Annotated in this window: 15 protein-coding genes; 7 read left to right on the top strand and 8 right to left on the bottom strand. The window is 63.5% G+C overall.

Going from position 1 to position 16,352, the window contains the following annotated elements:
- Positions 1-96 precede the first annotated feature (96 nt).
- Positions 97-1,416, bottom strand: coding sequence for an ABC transporter substrate-binding protein (locus FJ970_RS27845; protein WP_140757770.1), 1,320 nt, complete (start codon positions 1,414-1,416; stop codon positions 97-99).
- Positions 1,417-1,584: 168 nt separating this feature from the next.
- Here FJ970_RS27845 and FJ970_RS27840 point away from each other — a divergent pair, with 168 nt between their 5' ends.
- Both FJ970_RS27840 and FJ970_RS27835 read left to right on the top strand, forming a co-directional pair.
- Entirely contained in the window at positions 1,585-2,370 is a 786-nt protein-coding gene (locus FJ970_RS27840) for an IclR family transcriptional regulator (RefSeq protein ID WP_023771193.1), read from the top strand.
- Between the two features lie 65 nt (positions 2,371-2,435).
- The gene (locus FJ970_RS27835; RefSeq protein ID WP_140757769.1) at positions 2,436-3,275 is read left to right on the top strand and encodes an amidohydrolase family protein; all 840 of its coding nucleotides are present in this window, start codon (positions 2,436-2,438) and stop codon (positions 3,273-3,275) included.
- A gap of 17 nt (positions 3,276-3,292) precedes the next feature.
- Here the strand turns inward: FJ970_RS27835 and FJ970_RS27830 are convergent, their stop codons facing one another.
- From FJ970_RS27830 to FJ970_RS27805, 6 genes are all read right to left on the bottom strand, one after another.
- On the bottom strand, positions 3,293-4,420 hold the full coding sequence (locus FJ970_RS27830) for an extracellular solute-binding protein (protein ID WP_140757814.1): 1,128 nt from the start codon (positions 4,418-4,420) through the stop codon (positions 3,293-3,295).
- A 32-nt stretch (positions 4,421-4,452) separates the two neighbouring features.
- Positions 4,453-5,613, bottom strand: coding sequence for a CaiB/BaiF CoA transferase family protein (locus FJ970_RS27825; protein WP_140757768.1), 1,161 nt, complete (start codon positions 5,611-5,613; stop codon positions 4,453-4,455).
- A 2-nt stretch (positions 5,614-5,615) separates the two neighbouring features.
- Complete coding sequence (locus FJ970_RS27820; RefSeq protein WP_140757767.1) at positions 5,616-6,167, bottom strand: MaoC family dehydratase; 552 nt, start codon at positions 6,165-6,167, stop codon at positions 5,616-5,618.
- 360 nt (positions 6,168-6,527) lie between these two features.
- Complete coding sequence (locus tag FJ970_RS27815; protein ID WP_140757765.1) at positions 6,528-7,514, bottom strand: Tim44 domain-containing protein; 987 nt, start codon at positions 7,512-7,514, stop codon at positions 6,528-6,530.
- Between the two features lie 72 nt (positions 7,515-7,586).
- The gene (locus FJ970_RS27810) at positions 7,587-7,886 is read right to left on the bottom strand and encodes a zf-TFIIB domain-containing protein (protein WP_181178436.1); all 300 of its coding nucleotides are present in this window, start codon (positions 7,884-7,886) and stop codon (positions 7,587-7,589) included.
- 181 nt (positions 7,887-8,067) lie between these two features.
- Complete coding sequence (locus FJ970_RS27805; protein ID WP_140757763.1) at positions 8,068-9,057, bottom strand: zinc-dependent alcohol dehydrogenase family protein; 990 nt, start codon at positions 9,055-9,057, stop codon at positions 8,068-8,070.
- Between the two features lie 102 nt (positions 9,058-9,159).
- Between FJ970_RS27805 and FJ970_RS27800 the strand changes: the two genes are divergently transcribed.
- Together FJ970_RS27800 and FJ970_RS27795 are read left to right on the top strand one after the other, a co-directional pair.
- Positions 9,160-10,062 (top strand): LysR family transcriptional regulator, encoded by a 903-nt coding sequence (locus tag FJ970_RS27800; RefSeq protein WP_140757762.1) that lies wholly within the window; start codon positions 9,160-9,162, stop codon positions 10,060-10,062.
- Between the two features lie 93 nt (positions 10,063-10,155).
- On the top strand, positions 10,156-11,802 hold the full coding sequence (locus FJ970_RS27795) for an acetolactate synthase large subunit (RefSeq protein WP_140757761.1): 1,647 nt from the start codon (positions 10,156-10,158) through the stop codon (positions 11,800-11,802).
- A 70-nt stretch (positions 11,803-11,872) separates the two neighbouring features.
- Here the strand turns inward: FJ970_RS27795 and FJ970_RS27790 are convergent, their stop codons facing one another.
- Positions 11,873-12,520: a GNAT family N-acetyltransferase gene (locus FJ970_RS27790; RefSeq protein WP_140757760.1), complete on the bottom strand. Its 648-nt coding sequence runs from the start codon at positions 12,518-12,520 to the stop codon at positions 11,873-11,875.
- A gap of 176 nt (positions 12,521-12,696) precedes the next feature.
- Between FJ970_RS27790 and FJ970_RS27785 the strand changes: the two genes are divergently transcribed.
- Genes FJ970_RS27785 through FJ970_RS27775 form a run of 3 tightly spaced genes read left to right on the top strand, consistent with a single transcriptional unit; the run spans position 12,697 to position 16,349 of the window.
- Complete coding sequence (locus FJ970_RS27785; RefSeq protein WP_181178432.1) at positions 12,697-13,998, top strand: ArgE/DapE family deacylase; 1,302 nt, start codon at positions 12,697-12,699, stop codon at positions 13,996-13,998.
- Entirely contained in the window at positions 13,995-15,053 is a 1,059-nt protein-coding gene (locus FJ970_RS27780; protein WP_140757758.1) for a phosphotransferase, read from the top strand. Before FJ970_RS27785 ends, FJ970_RS27780 begins: the two co-directional genes overlap by 4 nt.
- 6 nt (positions 15,054-15,059) lie before the next feature.
- Positions 15,060-16,349 carry an aspartate aminotransferase family protein gene (locus tag FJ970_RS27775; protein WP_140757757.1) on the top strand — a complete coding sequence of 430 codons (1,290 nt, stop codon included), beginning with the start codon at positions 15,060-15,062 and terminating at the stop codon, positions 16,347-16,349.
- The last annotated feature ends 3 nt before the right edge of the window (positions 16,350-16,352 follow it).

Here is a 16,352-nt window from a genome sequence, read left to right as displayed (position 1 = left end):
TTTTGGGCCGAGGCCCGACCGGCTGAATGGACAGCACAGGAAAGACGCGATCGCCTCCCCCATTCACAATGGGGGAGGCGATCTTGAGAGCAACGCCTAGAGTTTGCCGGCGTCCTGCAGGATCTGCGTCGCCTTGGCGGCGGCTTCGTCCAATGCCTGCTTGGAGGTCTTGTCGCCGAGGATGGCGGCCTGCAGCTCCGGATAGACGGCGTTCGAGATCTCGATCCACTCAGGCGTCTGCGGCACGGCAAAGGCGTGCTTGGCTTCTTCCTGGAAAGCGGAAAGAACCTCTTTCTTGTAAGGATCGTTCGCGGCCTGCTGCAGGTCCCAGTCCCAGACCGCGGTGCGGGTGGGCAGCGGGCCGGCGGCGGCCTCGAGCTTCTGGCTGTCCTCATTGGTCAGCCACCAGACCAGGGAGGCAGCGGCCTCCTTGTTCGGGCAGTTCTCGGTCACCGAGAAGCCATGGAAACCCGACCAGCCGGTGCGTACTCCAGCGGAGCCCTTCGGCGCGACCTTGACGCCGACATTGCCCGCCACCTTCGACGACTTCGGATCGTTGAAGAAGCCGGCCCAGCCCGGCCAGTCCAAATTGATGGCGACGGTGCCCGAGGCAAAGCCCTGGCCGAGATCGTCCCAGAGGTAGTTGGTGGTTCCGGCCGGCACGGCCTTGGCCTTGTAGAGGTTGACGAACCAGTCGAGCGCCCGGATGCCGGCCTCGGAATTGAAGACCGGCTTGCCGTCCTTGTCGAGATATTCGCCGCCCTCGGCGACGACCATTTCATAGAAGCGGCCGTTGATCGCCTCTTCCTTGCCGGCGAATTGCGTGCCGTAGAAATTCGGCGGGTTGGCGAAGAACTCGGCCTGGTCGGTGACTTCCTTCCAGGTGTCCGGCGGCACCAGATCGTAGCCGTATTTGGCCTTGAACTTGGTCTTGTTGTCGGCGTTTTCGTACAGGCTCTTCTGGTAGTAGAGCGCCGAGACGTCGAACTGCGCGCGCGGCAACATCTCCAGCTTGCCGTCAATGGTTGCAGCCTTGATCGTCGACGGCACGAAGGCGTCGATCTCCGACTTCGGCAATAACTTGCTGAGATCGGTGTAGAGGCCGGTGTACTGCGGCGCGAACGACGAATGGTTCCAGCCGACGCACCAGTTGGTGCTGCCCGAGGCGATGTCGGACTTGAGTTCCTTGTCGATGTCGAAGCCGTTCTTCTTGGTCAGGATGTTGACCTTGGCGCCGGTCGCCTTCTCCCATTCCGGGATGCGCTCGTAGAGCTTTTCATATTGCTGGCCGCCGATCAATTTAACGTCGACGGTCACGCCTTCGAACTTGCCGGGCAGGTCGCCGGCAAGGACAGCACCCGCACCAAATGCGAGCGCCAATGCACCGGCGGACACGCCGGAAAGCAGTCTGTTCATTGATATCCTCCCTAGGTGCGCCTCGGTGGCGACCGCAACTCGTCTGATGACAAGAAGTGCTACATTCATATACAAACAAAACATTCATGGAAACGTCAAGGCGAAATTTGTTTCCGTCGGTCGCGTTCCTGCGTATATGAAGAGCTGAATTCACTGGAGGGATGCCCCATGGACGACAGCGAAGACGAGCGCTATCGCGCGCCGGCGCTCGACAAGGGGCTCGACATCCTCGAATTGCTGGCCGGCGTCGACGGCGGCCTGACGCAGGCGGAAATCGCCAAGAAACTCGACCGGAGCCCTAACGAATTCTATCGCATGCTCGACCGGCTGGTGCGGCGCGGCTATGTCACGCGGCTGGACGGCGACCGTTATTCGCTGACGCTCAAGCTGTTCGGCCTGGCGCAGCTGCACGCGCCGGTGCGCAGGTTGGTTTCCTATGCCACGCCGCTGATGCGCGAGCTGGCCGAGACTTCGCAGCAGGCCAATCAACTCGTTGTTTTTGATCGCGGTTCTGCTGTCGTGATCGGCCAGCAGGAGGCGCCGAACTATTGGGGGATTTCGATCCGGGTCGGTTCGCATATCAGCCTGTTCGACACCGGTTCAGGCCATGTCCTGCTCGCTTTCCGCTCACCGGAAGAGCGGCAGATGATGATTTCGGAGCACGTCCGCAGCACCGACAAGACTGCGCAGCCGGCCGAGTTCTTCGCCCGTCTCGACCAGATCCGCGACCGCGGCTACGAGATGATGGCTTCCATGCAGACCGCGGGCGTCTTCAACCTTTCCGCCCCGGTGCGTGGTTCCGACGGCAAGGCCATCGCGGCTCTGTCGATCCCCTACATCACCGTGGTCAACGCCCCGTCCGCGCCCGATATCACCCGAACCATCGAGTTGCTGTTGGCAACCTGTGAAAAGCTGTCGCACCTAGCCGGGTCGGCTGTCGGTTCATCAGCATGAATTCTTATTTGAATGAAGAATTCCCCCATGAGATGATCCAATAACGCTACCGGAGGAGCCTCGCCATGATCATCGACACCCATCTGCATCTCATCGATCGCTCGGCGCTGCGCTATCCCTGGCTTGCGGGAGTGCCGGCGCTGAACCGCGATTTCTCCTACGAGGAATATGCGGTGGAGGCCCAGCGTGTCGGCGTCGGACGTGTGCTGCATATGGAGGTCGATGTCGACCCGGCCGACATCGAGGCGGAGACCGCACGTGTGGAGGGCCTGTCGCGGCAAGCGGGCAGCATGCTCACCGGGGCGATTGCATCTTGCCGTCCCGAAGAGGCGGATTTCCAGGCCTATCTTGAATGCCAGCGGGCAAATCCCTTCGTCAAGGGCTTTCGCCGCGTCCTACACGTCGTGCCGGACGATCTTTCGGAAGGCGCATTGTTCCGTGACAACATCAAACGGCTTGGCGGCACCGGCCTGACCTTCGATCTCGTCGTGCTGCCGCACCAGATCCCGAGGGCGATTGCGCTCGCCGATCTGGCGCCCGATGTCCAGTTCGTGCTTGACCATTGCGGTGTCCCCAATATCAAGGGCAACGCAGAGCATCCTTGGCGCGAACATATGAGCGAGATCGCACGGCGCTCTAATGTCATGGCAAAAATTTCCGGCGTGGTCGCCTATGCCGACCCCGGCGACTGGACCGCCGAGACGCTGCGGCCCTACGTCGAACACACCATCAATTCATTCGGCTGGGACCGTGTCGTCTGGGGCAGCGATTGGCCGGTCTGCACGCTTGGTGGCGGCCTCTCGACCTGGGTGGCGGCGACACATGCGCTGCTTTCGGGCTGCAGCATTTCAGAGCGCGACAGCCTGCTGTCGGGCAATGCCCGCAAACTATGGCGGCTGAAATAAGACCCAGGCCAGGTCCCTCAGGTGATGTTGGTTGCCTGGGTACTGGCCCGGAACAGGCTGATGAGATCGGCGACGACCTGGCCGGCCGGGCGGCCGGAGGCCAGGCCGGAATTGATGCGGTCGGACGCCGCCTGCTGGAATGCCATGTAGCCGTCATGGCGCGGCCGCACCCAAGCCCCCTCAAGCGTCGCGCGCGTGTCCCGATAGAAGTCACCGGTCGCTTGATTGACCGTCTGGTCTTCCCAGGCAGCCGCATGGCCCGGCTGGCCGCCGGCGGCTGCATAGCTGCCGCGCTGGACATCGCCGCTGGCGACCCAATAGGCGAAATCGATCGCCGCGTCTTTCGCCTTGGAAAAGGCCGAGACCGCAATGCCGGTGCCGCCGAGCGCCGAGCCGATCGGGCCATCGGAACCAATGACCGGAATGTCGGCAAAGGCCAGCCTGTTCGCGCGAAAACCCGACGCCGCATAGGAGACATAGCCATAGATCAGCGGCGCGCAGACAATGCGGGAACCGGCCTCGGCCATGCGCTCCGAAACGGCGATCGGGTCCATGTCGAAGCAGGTGGGGCCGACCAGCGTCGCGATCTCACGTATCGTCTCGAAGACTTCGCAGCCCGTCTCGACGTCGATGAGATCGCCCGACGGATCGATCGCGCAGGGATGCCCGAGATTGCCGGCCAGCGTATAGAAGGTCATCAGCGAGTGGGGTGGCCGCAGCGGCAGCAGCACGCGGCCCTGCCGGGCGAGATCAAGCACCTCGCCCCACGTCGCCGCCGGCGCATCTAGCGCGTCCGGCCGCCAGGCCTGCACTTGGGCCGCCGCGTCTATCGGAAACGCCCATTGCCGGCCCTGCCAGGCGTAACTCGGATAGGACTGGCCGACGCTGCCCGAGGCAAGCGCGGCGCGCTCCGCCTCGCGGCCGGCGACGTCGAGAGGCTCGAGACAGCGCTCCGCCGTGACCTGGCCGACATGCGGATGATCGATGACGATAAGGTCATAGGCCCGCGCCAACTCCTCGACCGGGAAGGATTCGAAATCCTGCAGCGAACGCTTGTCCCATTCGACGACAACGCCGGTTTTCTGCTGCCACAGAGATGAACACGCGACCATTGGATCGTAGCCGCGCGGGTGGCTCCAGGTCATGCCCCTGAGTGTGGGCTTAAGGAAGCGCGTGGTCACAAGCCGAACTCCGCGCGGATTTTCGCACTGTGCTCGCCGATGCGCGGCGCCGCGCGGTCGACCTTGGCTCTGATCCCATCGACCCGGAGCGGCGAACTGGTGGTAAGGATCGAGACATCGTCCTCACGCGTCACCGTCTGCAGCATGTCGAGCGACTGAAAACCTTCGCTTGCCAGCATCTCGGGCCAGTTCAACACCTTCGCGCACCAGATGTCAGCGGGCTCGAGAATGGCAAGCCATTCGTCGATGGTTTTCGTTGCAATCCTCTGGGCGATGATCGACTTGATATCGTCGCGCGCGGTGAACCACGATGCCGGCTTGTCGCGATAGGGCGCCAGTTCATCGAGCGACAAAAGGTCGGCGAGCTTTGGGATCGGCGTCATGGCGATGGCGAGATATCCGTCCTTGGCCGGATAGACGCCGTAAGGCGCCGAGAGATAGGCATGCGCGCTGCGGAAACTCGAGCGTCGCGGCAGGCGGCGGCCGTCATTGAGATGCGTGGTCAGCACCTCGAACTGGAAGTCGACCAGCGCTTCCAGAAGGCTGGTCTCGATATGGCTTCCCTGACCGGTGATGCCGCGCCGCACCAGTGCAGCCAGGATGCCTTGCGCGCAGGCCGCACCCGCCAGCATGTCGCCGATGGCGAGCCCGAACGGCACCGGCCCCTGGTCTTCGTCGCCGTTCAGCCACATCACGCCGGAGCGCGACTGCGCCAGCAGGTCCTGGCCGGGACGCTTGACCCACGGGCCTTCCTCGCCATAGCCGCTGATCGAGGCATAGACCAGGCGCGGATTGATCTGGCGGACGGCTTCGTAGTCGACGCCAAGCCGCTCGATGACACCCGGCCGGAAATTCTGGATCAGCACATCGGCCTTGGCCAGAAGGCCGCGCAATGCCTCGAGATCGGCCTCGTTCTTCAAATCGATTGCGAGGCTTTCCTTGGCCCGGTTAATGGCGTGGAAGATGGTGGAATCGCCGCCGATCTCGGTGTCGCTGAGATAGAGCTGACGCGACAGGTCACCTCCATCCGGACGCTCGATCTTGATGACGCGGGCGCCGAGATCGAGCAATCTCAGCGAACAATAGGGCCCGGACAGGAACTGGCTCATGTCGACGACGACGAGGCCGGCAAGCGGCAATTCGGCTGCTGCCGGCATTTCTATTTCTCCGTCTTGCCGATGAAATCGGCAGGGTTGCGGTACTTCACCGTTTGCAGGTGTTCGCAATAGAGCACCAACTCGCCTTCGCCCTTGAATACCTCGTAGCTGGCGCGGATCAGTCCCATCTCCTGGTAACGAGGCTTTTTGTCGAGGTTGGAACGGATCGAATAGATCGTGTCGCCAATGAAGACGGGCTTTATGAAGCGCAGCTTGTCATAGCCATAGGAAAAGGCGTTGACGCAGTTGGTCGCGACCAGTCCCAGCCCAGCCGAAAAAACAAACGCGCCGGCGATCAGCCTCTTGCCGAAAATGCCTTCGCTCTCGGCAAACATCTGGTCCTGCACGTAAGGATGGATATCGAGCACCAGCGAGTTGAAGAGGTGGCTGTCGCCTTCCGCCATGGTACGTCGCAGCGAGCGGATCTTCTGGCCGACCGGCCAGTCCTCGTAGAACCAGTTCTCGGCGTTCCACACCGGTAGCGCGGCATGCTCTTCGGGCATGTTCCTGGGAAGCGTCGAGGCAATGCCGACGGTCGGTGCGAAATCGTTCATGGCTCAATCCACCGGTCTCGCGAGAGCGCCCGGGCAACCCTTCGAGCACGCATCGAAGCGCCTGATTGCACGATGTCTCCTCCCGCCAATCTTCTTTTGTAAATACTATTTTCACATATGGGATTGCGTTGCAAGCAAGGACGGGCGAAATTTTGACCGGTTTTTGCGCGCGGAAGCGCGCGCAGGGCAGGAGGAAATCATGCGCGGTGTCGGGAATGCGTGTCTCGTGTTTGTCGGCAGCCTGAACCGGGAGGCGCCTTATTTTCAGGACGCCCGCGGTGTCGGTCTCCGCCATCGGGATCGGCACGCCGATGTGCGTCCAGATCGTGAGTTGGCCGTCAGCAGGTAAACTCGCGACGCTCAAGCCTCTTGTATCGCCGAGAGCTTCCAGTTCGAGCCGTTCTGACGCGTGAATGTCCACAACTCGATCGTCTCGGTGGGATGGTCTTGGTCGCCCTCGACGACCTTGCCGCTCGCCCGTTCGCGCATCACGTCGCGAGACTCGTAGCGCAACGCGGCCGTCGCGTAGTCGCGGTCATCCTCGCGCCAGCTTTCCGCGATGTCGGCCTGCAGCAGGGTGACATCGGACACTTCGTTCCTGAGACCTTTCTGGGCATTGTCGGCCAGTTCTTCCGACAGATAGGACACCATCTCGGGCGTCACCGACCGCCGCAATGCGGCATGGTCCTCGCGGCCGAATGCCTCCTGGACCTCAGTCAACAGCTGCTGGAAGGCGTCGAGGTCGGTCTGGGCCAGCGTGATCTCTTCGGATCGGGTGGCATCATAGCCTCCGCCCGAACCGCCGCCAAAGCCGGGAATTGTGAAGGAGCCCGCGGTTCCCGTCTCCCGTTGTGCGCGGTTCTCGAACTGTGAAGCCTGGGTATTGCCCACGCCGGCGAGTGCGGGCGCGGGGCCACGCGCGGATTGCGACCGGAAGAACCTGATGGCCAGGATGATCGCGCCACCGATGAGCAGGGCCTGGAGCAGGAAGCCGAACATGCCGGCGAGGCCGCCGAAACCATGGCCCACGAGCAGGCCGATCAGGCCGCCGAGCAGCAGGCCGCGCATCATCGTTCCGCCGAAGCCGCTCATGAAGCCGGGCCTCTGCAGGCCGGCCTGCGGCTGCCGGGCCGCATTGTTCACGCCGGTGTTGGGTGTCATCGAACGCTCGACCGGCGCGGTCGGCGCCGGCGCGGTCCTGGTCGGCGGCGCCGACTGGAAGGTGCGTGTACCACGACTGCCGAAACTGCCGCCGCGCCGCGCCTCGGCATGATCGATCGCGACCATGGAGAATGCGAGGAACAGTCCGGCGAGGAGGGCGGCAATTCGGCTTGTGCGGGAAGTCATCGGGGTGACCTTTATCGATGTGGTTTCGGAAATTTCAGCAAAAACGTTGGCCGGGTGGCGGGCCTCATGCGGTCAATCGAACAGCTCTTCGAAGAATGATTTCTTCCGCTTCGGATAGCGTTGGCCATGCGAGCGGGAATAGTCGTCATCGCGGTCCCGGCCATCGCGCGGCTGCGAGAACGCTGCCGGCTGCGCCTGTGGCGCGGGCGACGCATCCCTGCTGGAACGCTCGATGATCTTGTCGAGTTCGCCTCGATCGAGCCAGACACCACGGCACTGCGGACAGTAGTCGATCTCGATCCCCTGGCGTTCGCTCATCACGAGCGCGACGCGGCAGGAGGGGCAAACCATACCAAGGAGAGATGTCATCAGGGGCTCCTAACCAGAAAAGAAATGAGCCCGCTTGACCGAAAGGATGAAACGGGCCCGTTGAAGCGGTCCGACATCACGGTCGCCAAAAGCGACAGTCAGAGGGGCCCGGCCCGCACACGGGAGTTAGGCATGCGGCACGGCGCCTTCAAGGGGCAATATTGCCCGTGAGAATGATTGCTGCTCAAACCGTCACGACGATCTTGCCGAACTGCTCGTTCGATTCGAGATAGCGATGCGCCTCGACGATCTGGTCGAATGGAAACGTCCTGTCGACGATCGGCGTGAGAGTGTCGTCCTCGAGGCCTTCGAGGATGAACGCCTTGGCAGCCTCCAACTTCTCCGGATTGCCGGTGATCTCGTGGACGAGATAACCGCGCAACGTCAGTGTCTTGCCCAACACGGCAGCCAACGGAAACGGCGTCGGGTCGCTGCTGAGGCCGCCATATTCGATGAGAATGCCGCCTTTCGACATGGCCGCCGTCAACGGCTCGAAGATCGGCCCGCCGATCGGATCGAACACGACGCGTACGCCTTGCGGCCCGGCAATCTGGCTCAGTCTTCTCACAAGATACTCTTCCTCGAGGACCACCACATGCGTTGCACCGGCGTCGAGCAGTGCTTGCCTCTTCGCCGACGCCCGCGTCACCGCGATCGTTGTCGCGCCAACCCTGTTGGCGATCTGGATCGCCGCAAGGCCGACGCTGCTGGAGGCGGCGGTGATGACGACGAAGTCTTGTCCACCCAGCTTGGCGATCTCGACCAACGCACCATAGGCGGTGAGGTACGGCATCCAGATCGCCGCCGCAGTTTGCCAGTCGAGGGACGCCGGGTGTTTGACGATAAGCCTGGCGGGAAAGGTGACAAGCTCGCCGTAAGCCGGCCAGCGAACCATCGATTGCGGCGGGATGACACTGACGGCGTCGCCGGGGGTCAGCCCGGTCACGCCTTCGCCGATTGTCTCGATGACGCCTGCCGCTTCCAGCCCGAGCCCGGAGGGCAGGGTGGGTGTCTCGATATAGTTGCCCGCGCGCAGCAGCGCCTCGGCGCGGTTAAGGCCGAATGCCTTGACGCGGATTTGAACCTCACCATGGCCCGGCGGAGGAAGATCGACCTCCTCGATGCGCAGGACCTCGGGACCACCATGCTGGTGGAAGCGGACGATACGGGTCATTTTGCTCACTCCAAATTATCTGAACCGAATGAGCTATGATGCAAAGCCTTTTGGCGATAAATGGCTGTTTAGATTGTGCAGTAGAAACCAAGAGTTTCGAAAATGGATAGGCTTGAAAGCATGGCCGTGTTCGTCAGGGCCGTTGATCTCGGCTCGTTCGCGGCGGCGGCCACCGTGCTCGATCTATCCGGACCGATGGTCGGCAAGCATGTCCGGTTTCTCGAGGACAGGCTTGGCGTACGTCTCATCAACCGGACCACGCGCCGCCAGAGCCTGACCGATTTCGGACGCGCCTATTATGAGCGGTGTCGGCTGGTGCTGGCCGAGGCCGAGGCCGCCGATGCGCTCGCCGCCGACCAGCTCTCGGAACCGCGAGGAAAACTGCGCGTCACCATGCCGGCGCATTTCGGCCGCCATTGCGTGACCCCCGTGTTGCTGCAACTGGCGCGGCGGTATCCGACGCTGGAGCTCGACCTGTCGCTGAGCGACCGCTTCGCCGATCTTGCCGAGGACGGCTACGATCTCGCCATCCGGACCGGTGATCTGGACGACAAGGCCGGCGTGATCGCGCGCCGCGTTGCACGCCAGCACATGGTCGTCTGTGCCGCGCCTTCCTATCTGGAAATTCATGGCGAACCACGGCGGATCGAAGACCTCGCCGATCATCAGGCGATTGTCTACCGCCGGCTCGGCATGATCGTTCAGCCCTGGCTCTTCCCGCGCGAGGAACAAGCTGCGGCCGAGTTCGTCCCAACCGGCCGGCTTCGGCTCGACGATCTCGATGCCATCGCCGATGCCGCCGCCGGCGGTATGGGCCTCGCGTGGCTGCCTCATTGGCTGGTTCGCGAACGAATCCAGGCCGGCGCGCTGGTCGAGCTGTTGCCGGACCGGCCGCGCTATCCCTACGACTGCCACGCGCTATGGCTGGAGACGCCGTATCTGCCGCTCAAGGTCCGGCTGGCCGTCGACGCATTGGCGGCCGCATTGCCGAAAATGATGGCGTGATCGCTGGCAGGCGAACTGCCTCTTTGAGGTGTCGCATTCCGGTGCCATATGAAGGTGGCTGACGGAATGCCAGCATTGCAGGAGAGACGGTTCATGACCAAAGGTTCGGATCTGTTCGTGGCGGCCCTCGAGAACGAAGGAGTCGATCGGATTTTCGGTATTCCGGGCGAGGAAAATCTCGACATTGTCGAATCCATCCGCCGCTCGTCGATCCAGCTGATCCTGACCCGCCACGAGCAGGCGGCCGCCTTCATGGCCGCCACCTATGGCAGGCTTACCGGCAAGCCGGGTGTGTGCATCACCACGCTCGGCCCCGGCGCGCTCAATCTGACGACCGGCTCGGCCTATGCGCTGCTCGGCGCGATGCCGATGATCATGATCACCGGACAGAAGGGCATCCTGTCGTCCAGGCAGGCTCGCTTCCAGATCGTCGATATCGTCGCGGCGATGAAGCCGCTGACCAAGCTGTCGCGCCAGATCGTCTCGCCGAAGATGATTCCGTCCTTGGTGCGAGAAGCCTTCCGCGTCGCACAGGAAGAACGCCCCGGCCCTGTGCATCTGGAACTGCCGGAAGATATCGCGGCGGCGGAGTGCGAACCGATTGCCTTGGTGCCGACGCATCCGGTCGAACTGCCCCTAGCCAGCGCTGGCGCGCTCGATCGCGCCGCCCGCATGATCATCGAGGCCAAGCGTCCGCTGCTGATGTTCGGCGCGGCGGCGTCGCGGCCGCGCGTGACCCCTGATGTCGCCCAGTTCGTCCTGCGCACGCAGATACCCTATTTCACCACGCAGATGGGCAAGGGCACGGTGCCCGGCGGCACCGAACTCTACATGGGAACGGCGGCCCTTTCGGAACGCGACTATGTCCACGAGGCCATCGAGCAGGCCGACCTGATCATCACCATCGGCCACGATACGGTCGAGAAACCGCCCTTCATCATGGGCGCGAAGGGACCGAAGGTCATCCATGTCGGCTACCAGACGGCCGATGTCGAGCAGGTCTATTTTCCGCAAGCGGAAATCGTCGGCGACCTCGGTCCGTCGCTGGCGCTGCTGGCCGATCGCGTCGAAGGCAAGATCCCCAATGCGCAGGCCCTGCTGCCGCTGCGCGAAGGCATTTTGAGCCGCATCGCCGCGCGCGCCACCGAAGACCGCTTCACGCCGCAGCGCATCGTGCACGACGTGCGCGCCGTGATGCCGGCCGACGGCATCCTCGCGCTGGACAACGGCATGTACAAGATCTGGTTCGCCCGCAACTACCGCACGCGCATGGCAAACACGCTGCTGCTCGACAACGCGCTGGCCACCATGGGCGCCGGGCTGCCGTCGGCGATGATGGCGGCGCTGCTCTATCCCCAGCGCCGTGTCATGGCCATTTGCGGCGATGGCGGCTTCATGATGAACAGCCAGGAACTAGAGACGGCTGTCAGGCTCGAGCTCAACCTCGTCGTCCTGCTGCTGGAAGACCATGCCTATGGCATGATCCGCTGGAAGCAGGCGGTCGATGAATTTCCCGATTTCGGCATGACCTTCGGCAATCCCGATTTCGTCAAATACGCCGAGGCCTACGGCGCCAGGGGGACCAGGGTCAGCGCGATCGCCGAATTGCGGCCGGCGCTGGAACAGGCCTTCACCGACGGCGGGGTCCACCTCGTGGTCGTGCCGATCGACTATTCCGAAAACACCAGGGTGCTTGTCGACGAATTGCGCGAGCGCCTGCCGGCGCCGCAGGCGAGCTGACGGTTGCCGATATGACGAACGCGCGGCCAGTGCGGTGTCGCGCGCGTCCTCGCGGGTCGCGACGACGGTCTCATCTGGCGCCGGGCACCCATTCGGTCTCGATCAACGGGATTTGCGGGGCCGCACCGCGCGGCAGGGTTCCCTTGATCCGCGGATCGTCGGTGATCTCGAAACCAGCCGCATAGGGTTCAAACCCGCAAGCTCCGTAGAAACCGATGACGCTGTGATGATCGAAGCTGCTGGTGTGCAGCCAGATGCGGCTGGGCTCCAGGCGCCATGCCTGATCGAGCGCGCCAGCCATCAGCCGTTTGCCGAAGCCTCGGCCGGTCAAGGAAGGGAACAGGCCGAAATAGGTGATCTCGATCTCGTTGCTGTCGGTAACCGAGAATTCGACCATGCCGACACGGCCGCCGCTTTCATCATGGCCGTAATAGAGATGCTGGCGTGGGTCGGCGAAATGCGCCGCGATGTCGGCGTCCGACATTTCGGCGGCGCGGTCCCAGAGCCAGGGTGCGCCGATCTCCAGGAAGACCGCGCGGTAGACGGCGGGGTCGGGCTCGGTGACGCGCGTCATGGCCAAGGGTTGGGCGAGACCCTGCACCGGCGCGCGCGCCTCCATCCACGTCACCGCATTGACGATCTTGCCGGCCGGCACACGTCGGTAGCCGGACGCGAGGTCGGTGATTTCATCCGGCAATACGCCCTCGGTGACTTGCATCTGTCCTCGATCTTCCGCCGCGCAGCTTTGCCGACATGTCAAGAAGCTGATGCCAACTCTGCGACCGCCTGCCAAGAGGCTCCAGGGGTGGGCCATCATTTTGGCCCGCCTGTCTTCTTGTCTATTCGAAATGGCATATGAGATATGATACATCATTCGTGGGAAAGCGGAATATGATGCCTGAGCGAATTGCGGATGAGGCCATTTTGCGGGCAGTCGACGAAGGCTTCGACCGCCAGCTCGCCTTCCTGGCCGATCTCGTGCGCTTTCCCTCGCAACGCGGCGAGGAACATGCCGCGCAATCCTTCATGGCGGCTGCTTATGAAGCCAATGGCTATTCGGTCGATATGTGGCCTGTCGATGTCGATGCTATCCGCGACCTGCCCGGATTTTCACCCGTCGCGGTTTCGTATGACGATGCCTTCAACGTCGTCGCCACCCACGCGCCGAGAAATGCCACCGGTCGGTCGCTGATCCTCAACGGCCATATCGACGTGGTGCCGACGGGACCGCTCGACCGCTGGGTGCGAAACCCCTACGATCCGGCGATCGAGGACGGCTGGATGCATGGCCGAGGCGCCGGCGACATGAAGGCCGGCCTGTCGGCCTGCCTCTATGCGCTGGCCGCCTTGCGCGGCCTCGGCTATCAGCCAGCGGCGAAAGTGTTCCTGCAGTCGGTCGTAGAGGAGGAGTGCACCGGCAACGGCGCGCTCGCTTGCCTGCAGCGTGGCTACCGCGCCGATGCCGCCTTCATTCCCGAGCCGCTGGAACCAAGGCTGATGCGGGCACAGGTCGGCCCGATCTGGTTCAGGGTCGAGGTCGACGGCGATCCGCAGCACGCGTCGGGCGCCTTTTCCGCCGGCGCCAATGCCATCGAGAAGGCCTTCCTCATCATCCAGGCGCTGAAGCAGCTCGAAATCGTCTGGAACGCGCGCAAGGTCGATGATCCGCATTTCTGCGATCATCCGCACCCGATCCGTTTCAACCTCGGCAAGATCGAAGGCGGCGAATGGACATCGAGCGTACCGGCGCGCTGTATCTTCGAGATGCGGGTCGCGACCTATCCCCGCCAGAAGCTGGAGGATGCCAGGGCCGAACTCGAGGCCTGCATCGCCGATGCGGCGCGCGCCGATCCGTTTCTCGCCAATCGCCCGCCCAGAATGACCTATAACGGCTTCATGGCCGAGGGCTACGTGCTGGAAGGCGCCGACGAGATGGAAGCCGTACTGCGGCGCAGCCACACCGCCGTATGGGGCGAGCCGCTGACGGAACATGTCACCTCGGCCACCACCGATGCCCGCTTCTTCGGCCTCTATGCCGACACGCCGGCGATCGTCTACGGCCCGATCTGCCGCATGCCGCATGGCTATGACGAGGCCGTCGATCTCGACTCCGTGCGCAAGGTCACCCAGACCATCGCGCTCTTCATCGCCGACTGGTGCGGTCTCGAACCCATCCAGCCCGAGGTCGGGCCATGAACGCGGCCGTGTCGGATGCCTTCGGCGACACGCTCGCCGAGGATGCGCCTGACGTTTCGATCGCCGAGGCGCTTGCCCTGTTGCGCCTGCACTACGGGCTCACCGGCAGCGCGCGCCCGCTGCCGGGCGAACGCGATCACAACTTCCATATCAAGACAGGAGGCGAGGGCGACTTCGTCCTGAAGGTCTCGCATCCGGCGGAAGAGGCCGGCTTCACCGATTTCCAGAACAAGGCGCTCGACCACATCCTGACGGTCGACCCGGCCTTGCCCGTTCCCTCGGTGCGCAAGAGCCTCGAAGGCGAAGCGCAGTTTACGGTCAGCGTCGGCGGATCGGCGCCGCGCATCGTCAGGCTGGTTACCTATCTACCCGGCCAGCTGCTTTCGCGCTCGCCTACGTCAGCGGCGCAGGATCGCAATCTCGGCATCTTCCTCGCCCGGCTTGGCCGGGCACTGCGCGGCTTCTTCCACCCGGCCGCCGGCAGCGACCTACTTTGGGACATCCGCAAGGTCGCCAAGACACGGCCGATGCTGGCGTATATCGCCGACGCCGGCCATCGCGCCATGGTCGAGCGTGTCATCGATGCTTTCGAGGAACATGCGGCGCCGGTCATCCCCGGGCTGCGCGCCCAGATCGTCCACAACGACATGAATTCCTACAATGTGGTGATGGATGCCTCGCGGCCGGAAATGGTCAGCGGCATCCTCGATTTCGGCGACATGATCCACTCGCCGCTGATCTGCGATCTCGCCATCGGTGCCGTCTATCGCTGGCCGGCCGAAGGTCATCCGCTGGCGCCTGCGGCTCGCTTCGTCGCCGGCTATCAGTCGGTGCAGCCGCTCGAGATCGAAGAGCTTGGCATTCTCTTCCACCTCATTCGTGCCCGGCTTGCGCTCATTGCCAACATCGCCAGCTGGCAGGCCGAGCGGTTTCCCGCCAAGCGTGACTATGTCCTGCGCCTCATCACCGAGGTCTGGGCCTCGCTCGAACGGCTGGACGGGCTGTCGTCCGCTGAAGCCCGCCGCTATTTCCTCGACCATTCCAAGCCGGAGTAGACGCCCGTGTCCCAGTCCTTTCCAAGTGCCTCCGCCGATGCCGAGCGCGCGCTGCTCGAACGCCGCGCCAGGTTGCTCGGGCCGACCTATCGCGCCTTTTACCGCAATCAGATCCATCTGGTGCGCGGCAGCGGTGTATGGCTCTACGATGCGCAGGGCCGAAGATTCCTCGACGCCTACAACAACGTCGCTTCGGTCGGACACTGCCATCCGCGCGTCGTCGAGGCGCTTTCGGGACAGGCCGCCACGCTCAACACGCACACGCGCTATCTCAGCGAGATCATCCTCGACTACGCGGAAAAGCTTCTCGGCACGCTTCCATCCCATCTCGGCCACGCCATGTTCACCTGCACCGGCAGCGAGGCCAACGACCTCGCCATCCGCATCGCCCAGCACTGCAGCGGCAACACCGGCGTGATCATCACCGATTTCGCCTATCACGGCGCCACCATCGCGACGGCGCAGCTGTCGCCGGCGGCGGTCGGGGCCAAGGGCGTACCCGCGCAGCATCGCACCGTAGCAGCGCCGGACACGTTCCGCGACGGCGGCCGCGCCGCGCATGATTTCGGCAGAAATGTCGCCGCCGCCATCGAGGATATGCGCGCGCAAAACATCCGTCCGGCGGCGCTGCTTCTCGATTCCGCCTTTTCCAGTGACGGCATCTTTTTCCCCGATGCTTCTGTCATGCGCGAGGCGGCCGATCATGTCAGGAAAGCGGGTGGCATCGTCATCGCCGACGAGGTCCAGTCCGGTTTCGGCCGGCTCGGCCAGGGCATGTGGGGCTTCGCCAATTATGGCCTCGAGCCTGACATCGTCACCATGGGCAAGCCGATCGGCGATGGGCATCCAATGGGTGCGGTGATCGTGCGGCCGCAACTGGTGAGCTCGTTCGGCTCGAACACCGGCTACTTCAACACCTTCGGTGGCAACCCGGTCGCGGCCGCCGTCGGCATCGCCGTGCTCGAGGTGATCGAAGGCGAGGGGCTGATCGAGAATGCATCCAACGTCGGCGCCTATACGGGCGACCTGCTGCGCGCCTTGCAGAGCCGGCACGGCATGGTCGCCGATATCAGACACAATGGCCTCTATTTCGGCGTCGAGCTGATGGCGGATGATGAGGCCACCGCCGCCGCCAAGACCTCATCCGTCGTCGAAGCCATGCGCGAGGACGGCGTGCTGATTTCGTCCTGCGGTCCGCGCGGCAATGTGCTGAAGATCAGGCCGCCGCTGCCTTTTTCCAGGGACAATGCCGAGCAACTGGCCGAGACGCTCGACCGCGCACTGTCGAAATGGTGAGCC

The organism is Mesorhizobium sp. B2-1-8 (assembly GCF_006442545.2).
In the GTDB taxonomy this organism is placed as follows: domain Bacteria; phylum Pseudomonadota; class Alphaproteobacteria; order Rhizobiales; family Rhizobiaceae; genus Mesorhizobium.
Note: the sequence above shows the minus strand (reverse complement) of the source record. Positions and strands in the feature narration are given on the sequence as shown.